Annotated in this window: 10 protein-coding genes; 4 read left to right on the forward strand and 6 right to left on the reverse strand. The window is 71.2% G+C overall.

The window, feature by feature from the left end:
- Position 1 precedes the first annotated feature (1 nt).
- The gene (locus ABTZ99_RS40015; protein ID WP_498772266.1) at positions 2–571 is read left to right on the forward strand and encodes a hypothetical protein; all 570 of its coding nucleotides are present in this window, start codon (positions 2–4) and stop codon (positions 569–571) included.
- Here ABTZ99_RS40015 and ABTZ99_RS40020 read toward each other — a convergent pair.
- The 3 genes from ABTZ99_RS40020 to ABTZ99_RS40030 all read right to left on the reverse strand — a co-directional run bounded on the left by ABTZ99_RS40020 (position 568) and on the right by ABTZ99_RS40030 (position 3198).
- Positions 568–924 carry a DUF6292 family protein gene (locus ABTZ99_RS40020; RefSeq protein ID WP_498772264.1) on the reverse strand — a complete coding sequence of 119 codons (357 nt, stop codon included), beginning with the start codon at positions 922–924 and terminating at the stop codon, positions 568–570. The two genes, ABTZ99_RS40015 and ABTZ99_RS40020, sit on opposite strands and share 4 nt — an antisense overlap.
- A gap of 121 nt (positions 925–1045) precedes the next feature.
- On the reverse strand, positions 1046–2665 hold the full coding sequence (locus ABTZ99_RS40025) for a tannase/feruloyl esterase family alpha/beta hydrolase (protein ID WP_499618239.1): 1620 nt from the start codon (positions 2663–2665) through the stop codon (positions 1046–1048).
- Positions 2666–2784: 119 nt separating this feature from the next.
- Positions 2785–3198, reverse strand: a complete 414-nt coding sequence (locus tag ABTZ99_RS40030; protein WP_499618241.1) for a hypothetical protein — start codon at positions 3196–3198, stop codon at positions 2785–2787.
- Positions 3199–3795: 597 nt separating this feature from the next.
- On the opposite strand from ABTZ99_RS40030, the gene ABTZ99_RS40035 reads away from it, so the two are divergent.
- Positions 3796–4452: a hypothetical protein gene (locus ABTZ99_RS40035; RefSeq protein ID WP_499618243.1), complete on the forward strand. Its 657-nt coding sequence runs from the start codon at positions 3796–3798 to the stop codon at positions 4450–4452.
- Positions 4449–5270 carry a hypothetical protein gene (locus ABTZ99_RS40040; RefSeq protein ID WP_499618245.1) on the forward strand — a complete coding sequence of 274 codons (822 nt, stop codon included), beginning with the start codon at positions 4449–4451 and terminating at the stop codon, positions 5268–5270. The genes ABTZ99_RS40035 and ABTZ99_RS40040 overlap by 4 nt, the downstream gene beginning before the upstream one ends.
- Before the next feature lie 188 nt (positions 5271–5458).
- On the opposite strand, the gene ABTZ99_RS40045 is transcribed toward ABTZ99_RS40040, so the two are convergent.
- From ABTZ99_RS40045 to ABTZ99_RS40055, 3 genes are all read right to left on the reverse strand, one after another.
- Entirely contained in the window at positions 5459–6313 is an 855-nt protein-coding gene (locus tag ABTZ99_RS40045; RefSeq protein WP_498772254.1) for an NAD(P)-dependent oxidoreductase, read from the reverse strand.
- A gap of 34 nt (positions 6314–6347) precedes the next feature.
- On the reverse strand, positions 6348–7847 hold the full coding sequence (locus tag ABTZ99_RS40050; RefSeq protein ID WP_499618247.1) for an amidase: 1500 nt from the start codon (positions 7845–7847) through the stop codon (positions 6348–6350).
- 157 nt (positions 7848–8004) lie between these two features.
- Complete coding sequence (locus ABTZ99_RS40055) at positions 8005–8163, reverse strand: hypothetical protein (RefSeq protein ID WP_498772250.1); 159 nt, start codon at positions 8161–8163, stop codon at positions 8005–8007.
- 17 nt (positions 8164–8180) lie between these two features.
- On the opposite strand from ABTZ99_RS40055, the gene ABTZ99_RS40060 reads away from it, so the two are divergent.
- Positions 8181–8816, forward strand: a complete 636-nt coding sequence (locus tag ABTZ99_RS40060; protein WP_498772248.1) for a hypothetical protein — start codon at positions 8181–8183, stop codon at positions 8814–8816.
- The last annotated feature ends 191 nt before the right edge of the window (positions 8817–9007 follow it).

Raw genomic sequence — 9007 nt, forward strand, 5'->3', positions numbered from 1 at the left:
GATGACCCGGATCGCGATCACGGCCCTCACGTTCGGCGCGCTCGCGGTGGCGATGGCGCTGGGCGTGAGCTGGTTCGTCGTGTCGCCGCCGGGCGAGCGGTGGGAACCGGCGGTGAACTCGTTGGCGCTGCTCGCGGGCATCACCGGCATCTTCGCCGAGCGGTGGGCGTCGCAGCGCGAGCAGCGCAACCAGGCGATCGAGTCGATCCGGCTGGAGATGGCCCGCAACCGGGAGACGCTCGACGGCGAGGCGTTCAGCGCGTCGAGCTCACGCGGGCGGCGGGTGTACCCGAGGCTGGTGCAGTCGGCGGTGGACTCCGCGCTGTCGTCCGGCGCGCTGAGCCCGCACCGCGACGCCGAGCTGATCGACCTGCTGCACCGGTGGCGCACGGCGGTCGCGTCGGTGAACCGGCGGTTGGAGCTGACCGAGATGCTGGTGTTCACCAGCGCGTCGGACGAGAAGGCCGAGCAGTTCCACACGGCGCTGCACCGCGCCAGCAGCTTCTTCCAGGGCGTTCGGACGCTCCTCGACGAGGCCCAGGCCACCCTCGGCGGGCCGGTGCTGCCCTAGCTCGCGGCCAGCAGCTCGCCGTCGCCCAGCACGAGGCCGAGCCCGTCCACCCAGCGTGCCACGACGGCGGGTTCCGGCCGGACCGGGCCGCGCAGCCTGGCCAGCACGAACGGCGGCTCGGCGCTGTCGGTCTCCACCGCGACCGACCAGCCGCGGTCCTCGTCCCACAGCAGCGCCACGTCGCGGTCGGCGAAGCCGGGCAGGTGGCCGTCGAGCGCGAGGTAGGCGCCCAGGCGGGAACCGTCGGACTGCACGCACGAGCACTCGCCGCTGAGACCGAGCGCCCGCGTCACGTCCGAGACGTAGGCCAGCACCGCGCGCACCGCGCTGTCGTCATCGAATTCCCAGTCCATCCCGCACCACCGTCCCCGCCCCCGCCGTCCCTGGTCGGCGCCGACCACTCGACGCGGTCCGGGGTAGCCCGATCGTGCGGTTTCAAAACCCGGACGTCCGGATTGTTTGGCCGCCGGGACGTCAGGGAGCGGCCGGACCAGGCTTTTCGTACAGGTAGGCACCCACCCAGTCGACCGCGTCCCGGGTGGGCTCCGCCGGAGGGGCGGCCACGAAGTTCGCCGCGTCGTCGACGCTGCCGGTGCCGTCGTAGCGGGCGGTCAGCGGGTACGGGAACACCGGCCGGGTGCGGACCGCGTCGCCCGCCCGGCCGGTGGCGATGACGCGCTCGGGCGCGGTGCCCTGCTCCACCCACGCCAGCAGCTCGCGGATCGGGTCGAAACCGCTCAGCGTGCTGCCGCCGCCGCAGTGGTACATGCCGGGGACCATGAACACCCTGGCCCAGGAGCGGACGTCCTCGTCACGCTGCGCCAGCCGTTCGTAGTAGTCGAGCAGGGCGCGCGGCGGAACGCCCTGGTCGCTCCAGCCGTGCCAGAGGATCAGCTTGCCGCCCGCCGCGCGGAACTCGTCCAGGTCGAGGCTCATCGCGTTGCCGCGCACGCCCTCGACGTTGAGCCGGGCGAACTCCTCGGCGGTGAACTCGACGTCGGCCAGCGACGAGCCGGGCGAGCCGACCGGGAAGCCCATGTGCTTGAGGAAGTTGTCCGCGAGCAGCGCGGAGAACGTGGCGGCGCGGGGGCTGGTGGTCGGGGTGATCCAGTCCACCCAGGCCCGCTCGGAGCCGCGTTCCTGCCCGGCCGGGTAGAGCCGCTTGCCGCGGGCGTCCTTCGGACCCGCGTACAGCTTGCGCACCACGTCGAGCTGCTCGGGCGTGAGGCACTTGCCGCCGGCCGCCGGGCACAGCAACGGCGCGGGGTCGTAGTCGCACCGGCGCGGGTCCTCGATCTGGTCGTCCACCAGGCCGTCGATGCGGTCGCAGTGCTTCATGACGGCGTCGTGCAGCACGGGCAGCAGGTCGGCGGTGAGCACCGGCAGGCCGTCCGCGCCGGTGTTCGTGCGGGCCAGCCACGCCTGGTAGAGCACCAGCGGGCTCTGGTAGTTCGCGGGCGCGCCGGCGATGACGCCGTCGAAGTCGTGCGGGTAGCGCTGGGCCAGCAGCAGCCCTTCCCGGCCGCCGTTGGAGCAGCCGGCGAAGTAGGAGAACGAGGGCGGGTCGCCGTAGAAGTCCTCGATGACCCGCTTGACGGCCATCGAGACCACGTGCGGCGCGCGGAAGGCGAAGTCGTCGCGGGCCGCCTGGTTGGCGGCGGCGGGCCTGCCGTCGGCCGACCTGACCGTGCCGCGACCGACGTGCCCGTCGTCCGTGGCGGCCACCGCGACGCCGCCGACCTCCGGTCCGCAGTCGGGGAACGAGGGCGACACGAGCTCGCCGCAGAACCCGCCGCAGCCGTACTGGAGGTAACGGCCGGTGTAGGTCGTGATCGGCAGCTTCAGGTGGAACCGGACCTCCGGCTCGACGTACCCGAGCACGGAGCAGTGCGCCGCCTCCTGGCCCTCCCCCACCGCTTCCGCCTGCGTCACGTGCGCACGCGTGCCGGGGAGCTCGAAGTCGCGCACCAGGTCCGCGCACTCGGCCACGGGCCGGATCACCGCGCCCTGCTCGCCGGGCGCGGCGGCGAGGGCGGCCACCAGCGCCACCACCATGCCGACCAGCACGCCCCACCGGATCACTCGCACCTCCATCCCCGCCCATTCTGCCGATCACGCGCGCACCGATCGGATCCCGGGTCCGACGGCGGCCGGGCACGAGCCCGTGCGTGCGGAGTATCCCCTGTTCGGGGCGTTGACGGACGGGAAACGGATCAGGGGCGGGGTGTGAGCACCGCAACGCCCGCGATGTCGTCCAGGTACGCGGAGGTGAACCCACCGGCGACGTTCTCCACCTCCGCGATCACCACCGTGACGCCGTCGAGCACCGCGGAGTCGTAGTTGTGCGCGGTGAACGGGACGTCGGCGACCTGGAGGAGGGAACCGGACAGCGGCGTGAGGTCACCGGTGCCGTGGACGTCCTCGAGCCGCTTGAACTCGCGGGCCTGGTCGCGGTCGTCGAACTCGACCCAGGCGACGAACACGACCGCCGTCCCACCCTTGTCGTCCGTGAGGGTGAACAGCATCCGGTCGAGGGCCACGCAAGGCACGGCCTTCAACAACTCCTGCACCTGCCCGAACGAGTGGGAAACGCACTCGTCGTCAGCGCGGGTCGCCCTGTCGACCACCCGGAGCCCGGTGTCGCGCCAGATTTCGTCCGGATCGCCAGGCGCCGCGAGCCCACCGGCACCAGCGGCAACCACACCGGCCAACGCGGCGGCGGCGACCAACCCACCGGACCCCATCCCACCACCTCCGCCACGACCGGCACCTGTCACCCACTGGTACCCGCTTCGACGGTAACTCCCACCTGCCGACGACGGACAGGCCCAACACCACCAACCCCCGCCACACCACGACCACCGGCCGGCGCAGTCGGAACCGCGCCGCCATCCCGAACCCACCCGACACGGACCTCACGAGGGGTTCGGCAGCCGAGTGTCGAATGTAGACGGTGGCGGTGGCAGTGGGCGAAGACGTCGCGTCGGACGTGGCTTCGGTCGTGTGTAGGGCGAACGCCTGACACGCTCGCCCGCTTCGCGACGCTACGTTCCGGCACCATGGGGTATCGAAGCAGGGGGCTCGTCGCGGTCGTGATCGCCGCACTGGCCGTCACTACTGCGTGTGGCGATCGCGGCGGGAGCGGGTCACCGGCCGGCGGCCCGACATCAGGCACCGACCCCGGCAAGTCGAGGAAGATCGACAGTGCCGACGAGGTGATCAAGGTGGTCGACCTGGGGTTCGTCACCTACAGCGTCGGGAAGTCCGTCAAGCAGGACTACCTGAGCTGGGGGTTCGTCATCGAGAACGTCTCCGACGAGGTGGCCCTCAGCGTCTCGGTCGAGGCGGACTTCACCGACGGAGCAGGACAGCCCGTCCCGGGCACCGAAGAAGCCGGCTCCTTCACCGTGGTACTACCCGGCCAGAAGATGGGCGTGGGCGGCAACAGCATGTACGACGGCCCGGTCGTGGCCGACATGGAGGTCAAGGTCACGATGATCGGGTCGCTGGACACCCCGGACGGCAAGCGCCACCGGGACCCGCCCGCCCCCTACCAGGAGCTGCGGGCGAGCAACCCGGTCGAGACCCTCACCGGCCAGAACGACGACAACGAGGTGGTCACGGTCGACGTGACCAACACCTACGGCGTCCCGTTGAAACCGAAGGTGACCGCGGTGAGGCGGGACGCCAACGGCGTCATCGTGGGCGGTCTGGGCAACAACGCCATGGAGGAGAAGATCCAGCCGGGTGCCCGCGCGCAGGCCACCCTCACCGGGCAGGTCCACCTGCCGAGGCTGACCTCGGGGACCACCGAGTTCTCCGTGGATCCGGTCATGGGGTGGATCGTCACCACTGACCCCGTTTTCGAGGACCTGGGATGACCACCATCGGCAAGCTCGTCGCGCTCGCGTGCGCCGCACTGGCCCTGACGACCGCGTGCGGCGGCGGGGACGGGTCGTCATCAGCCGCGGGCGATACCGGCGAACCGAAGACCATCGCCAGTGCCGACGAGGTGATCAAGGTCGTCGACAAGGGGTTCGTCACCTACAAGGTCGAAAAACCCGGCGTCGAGAGCGACTACCTGAGCTACGGGTACGTCATCGAGAACGTCTCCGACGAGGTGGCCCTCACCGTCCGGGTCGCCGTGGAGTTCACCGACGAAGCAGGCAAGCCCCTCCCGGACGTGCCCAGCTCGGGCAACGAGTTCAGCGTCGTGCTACCCGGCCGGAGGATGGGCGCCGGCCACAGCGAGAGCTACGCCGGCCCCGCCCCCGGTGGCGACCGCCCGACCATCGCCGGCATGAACGTCAAGATCACCCTGATCACCGCGCTGGACACCCCGGACGGCGAGCGCTACCGGAAACCACCCGCTCCCTACGCCGAGTTGGCGACGGGCGACCCGGTCGTCGTCGGCTCGAACGGCAGGAACGAGACGGTCGCGGCCGAGGTGACCAACACCTACGACGTCCCGCCGCGGCCGAAACTGACCGCGGTCGTGCGGAACGCCGACGGGGTCATCGTCGGCGGCATGAACAGCGAGCCGGTCACCCAGCAGATTCAGCCAGGCGACAGCGCGCGGGCTGAGTTCTTCGACAGGGACATCCGGTCGCCGAAGGTCGCCGAGGGGACCGTCGAGTGCTACGCGGACCCCAACCTGGGACGGATGATCACCCGAACCCCCGTCTGGCAGGACACCTGACGCCACGCGCCCGGGTGGAAGGCCGGTGGTCGGCAGTGCACTTCTTCCAGGCACTTCTTCCCGGGCCACGTCCACGCGGTCAAGGGCCGCGTCCACGCGGTCAAGGGCCTCGGCGGGGTTCCGACGGGCAGAGCGGGGTTTCGACGGGCAGAGCGGGGTTTCGACGGGCAAGATCCGCTGCGACGACCTCAAGACCCGAACGCCGCCACCACCGCCGCCATGTCCGCCCCTTCCCCGACCCGCCCCGCCGCCACCCGGTAGTGCTCGTGCAACACCCGCATCAACCGATCATCCGTCCCGGCCACCGCCATCGCCGCCACGATCAGCTCGCTGTCCTTCACCGCGCCGTCAACCCCGAACGACGCGGTGAACTCGCCGTCGATCATCGCCCGTCCCTTGACCTGCGCATAAGTGCTGTCGACCGGACCACCGGCGATCACCTCCAAGAACGCGTCGGGGTCCAACCCCAATCCCCGCGTCAGAGCCACCGCCTGCGCGGTCGCGGCCGTGATCGACAGCACCCACGAGTTGGCCGCCAGCTTGAGCCGCTGCCCGTCCCCGGGCCGTTCACCCGCCCACACCGTGCGCAGCGCGATGGCGTCGAACACCGGCGCGAGGAACTCCCGCACCTCCACCGGCCCGGCCGCCAGGACGGTCAGCTTCCCCTGTTCGGCCGGTGCGCGCGTGCCGAGCACCGGCGCGTCCACGAACGGCACGCCGTACGTCGTGGCCAGTTCCGCCAAGTGGTCGACACCGTCCAAGCCGACCGTGCCGCACTGCACCCACACCGCACCGGGCTCGACCGACGGCAACGCCTCGGCCATCACCCCGGCGGTCGCGTCGGCGTCGAACAACATCGTGAGCACGACGTCCGCGCCGACGACCGCGCTCTTCGGGTCGTCGGCGACCAGCGCGCCTTCGTCGGCCAGCGGGCGAGCCTTGGCCACGCTGCGGTTCCACACCACGACGTCCATCTTGGACCGCAGCAGGCTCCGCGCCATCCCGGCGCCCATCAGACCCGTTCCCAACACCACCGCGCGCATGGACCCAACATTCCACCAAGGACGGTGGACCGCATCACGAAGGCGACGAGGCCAGGTAGCCGGGCGCCCGGCGGGCGTGCGCCGCCCGTTCGAACGCGGCGGCGAACCGCAGCACGGTCGCGTCCTCCCGGTGGCCCGCCATGAACGACACACCGATCGGCAACGGCCCGGCGAAGCCCGCCGGCACGGAAGCGTTCGGGTACCCGGACACGGCCGCCGGCGTCGACGACCCCAGCTCGAAGGCGTCACCGTCGCCGTACTCGGTCCGCCACGCCGGCCCGTTCGTCGGCGCCATGATCACGTCCAGCCGGTGCGCGGCCAGCACCTCGTCGATCGAACGGCGGGCGAGCGCGGTCGCGGTCCGGCGCTGCTCGACGTACGTCGGATCGGTGACCGGCCGGGCCTTCGCCGCCTCGACGAACAACTCCTGCCCGAACTTGTCCAGCTCCACCGGGTCGGCCTCGTTGAACGCGATCAGCTTGGTCAACGTCCTCGGCACGCCCGGCCGCGTCTTCAGGTACCGCTCCAGGTCGTGCTTGAACTCCGTGATCAGCGCCGGGAACTCGGCGGCCTCGACCTCCTGCTGGTACGGCAACTCCACCTCGACCACCACCGCGCCGGAGCGCCGCAGCACGTCCACCGCCGACTGCACGACCCGGTCCGCCTCGGCGTTGCGCCCGGCCTTGCGCCACACGCCGACCCGCTTGCCGTCCAACGTCGCCGCGCCGAGGTCCGACGCGTAGTCGACGCCCTCGCCCTCCAGCACGGACATCAGGATCGCGGCGTCCACCACGTGCCGCGCCATCGGACCGGCCGTGTCCTGGCGCGACGAGATGGGCACGATGCCGTCGCCGCTGATCCGGCCGAGCGTGGGCTTGAGGCCGACCACGCCGTTCTGCCCGGCCGGGCACACGATCGAGCCGTCGGTCTCCGTGCCCACCGCGACCTGCGCCAACGACGCCGCCACCGCCGCGCCCGAGCCGGACGACGAGCCGCACGGGTTGCGGTCGAGGACGTGCGGGTTGTTGGTCTGCCCGCCGATCGCGGACCACCCGGAAGTGGACGACGTGGAGCGGAAGTTCGCCCACTCGGACAGGTTCGTCTTGCCCAGGACCACCGCGCCCGCGTCACGCAGGCGTCGCACCAGCTCGGCGTCGTCTCTCGGCGGCACGCGCAGGGCACGTGAACCGGCCGTGCTGCCCATGGTCCTGGTGTCGATGTTGTCCTTGAGGAGCACCGGGATGCCGTCCATCGGGCCTCTCACCTGTCCCAGCCGACGTCGCCGGTCGCTCTCCGCGGCTTGGGCGAGCGCTTCGGGGTTCACCGCGACGACCGAGCGGACCTTGCGGTCGATGGTCTCGATGCGGCGCAGGTAGGCGCGGGTGAGGTCGACCGAGGTGAGGGTGCCCGCGTCCATTCGGCGGTTCAGGTGCGGGATGGTGGCCGCGTCCAGGTTCTCGACCGGGCGGGTGCGGGCGTGGGCCGGTGGCGCGACGACGAGCACGCACAGCAGGGCCGCGAACAGGGATCGCATGCTGGTACCCCAGTCGTGGGGACCGTTCCCGGTCAACCCGCCGTTGGTCGGGGGCTTCGGGATCTTGGGGCTCGGTCGAGACCCGGTCGGGACCCGGTCGGCGCAGGTTCTTGATCGGCGCAGGTTCCTCAGTCGGCGCTGGTTCGGCTGGCGCCGGCTATTTGGGCGCTTCCCCCTGGTTGACGCGTGCGTGCAGCCGTTCGCGGATCTCGTCGGGCGTGTAGGCGCGACGCTTGCGTTCCGCGCGTGCGATCACCACCCCGGTCGCCGCGACACCCGCGACACCGGCCAGTCCGAGCAGCTTCCACCAGCGCATCTGCCTAGGCTACCGGGATGGCTGGAACGAAGATCGGTCTGGACGAGGCGGTCGAGCTCACCCGTACCGGGGACGTCTGGTTGTTCCGCGGCAGCTCGGTGGCCGACCGGGCGATCCGGGTGACCACGAACAGCCCGGTGAACCACGTCGGCATGACCGTGGCCGTCGAGGACCTGCCGCCGTTGATGTGGCACGCCGAAATGGGCCGCTCCCTGCCGGACGTGTGGACCGGCACGCACCACCGCGGCGTGCAGTTGCACGACTTGCGTGACGCCGTGCTGGTGTGGGCGCGCAAGTACGGGCAGCGGGCGTGGCTGCGGCAACTCGACCGGCCGACGACCCGGGAGGAGGACGACGCGGTGCTGAAGACGGTGGCACGGCTCAACGGGACCCCGTTCCCGTCCACGGCGAGGATGGCCAGTCGGTGGTTGCGCGGGCGGTTGCCGAACTTGCGCAAGTCTTCGGACACGACGTTGGAGACGGCGTACTGCGCGGAGGTGGTGGCGGTGACTTACGAGGAGATGGGGCTGCTGCCGAGCGGGCGTCGGGTCAATTGGTACGACCCGGGGCGGTTTTGGAGCGGTGATGAGCTGGACTTGGTGGGTGGGGCGCGGTTGGGGGAGGAAATCGGGGTGGAGATACCTCGGGAGTGACTTGGGGGTTGAAGGGGTGGGGGTTCGAGGGGTTGGGGGTCAGGGGGCAGGGCTCGGCGGGTTTTGGGCGGGGTTTGGGTTCGATGGTCACGCTCGGGTCCGGCTCGATTTGACATGGGGCCCTTACGGGCACTCCAGGCAGGCCAAAGCCGGCAGGCCCGGCGGGGAAAAGCGTCCCGCCAGGCCTGCCG

This window comes from Actinosynnema sp. NPDC002837, assembly GCF_040295345.1.
GTDB lineage: Bacteria > Actinomycetota > Actinomycetes > Mycobacteriales > Pseudonocardiaceae > Actinosynnema.

Coding starts and splice junctions, on each gene's coding strand:
- ABTZ99_RS40015 (WP_498772266.1), top strand. CDS start 2: ATGACCCGGATCGCGATCACGGCCCTCACGTTCGGCGCGCTCGCGGTG.
- ABTZ99_RS40020 (WP_498772264.1), bottom strand. CDS start 924: ATGGACTGGGAATTCGATGACGACAGCGCGGTGCGCGCGGTGCTGGCC.
- ABTZ99_RS40025 (WP_499618239.1), bottom strand. CDS start 2,665: ATGGAGGTGCGAGTGATCCGGTGGGGCGTGCTGGTCGGCATGGTGGTG.
- ABTZ99_RS40040 (WP_499618245.1), top strand. CDS start 4,449: ATGACCACCATCGGCAAGCTCGTCGCGCTCGCGTGCGCCGCACTGGCC.
- ABTZ99_RS40045 (WP_498772254.1), bottom strand. CDS start 6,313: ATGCGCGCGGTGGTGTTGGGAACGGGTCTGATGGGCGCCGGGATGGCG.
- ABTZ99_RS40050 (WP_499618247.1), bottom strand. CDS start 7,847: ATGCGATCCCTGTTCGCGGCCCTGCTGTGCGTGCTCGTCGTCGCGCCA.
- ABTZ99_RS40055 (WP_498772250.1), bottom strand. CDS start 8,163: ATGCGCTGGTGGAAGCTGCTCGGACTGGCCGGTGTCGCGGGTGTCGCG.
- ABTZ99_RS40060 (WP_498772248.1), top strand. CDS start 8,181: ATGGCTGGAACGAAGATCGGTCTGGACGAGGCGGTCGAGCTCACCCGT.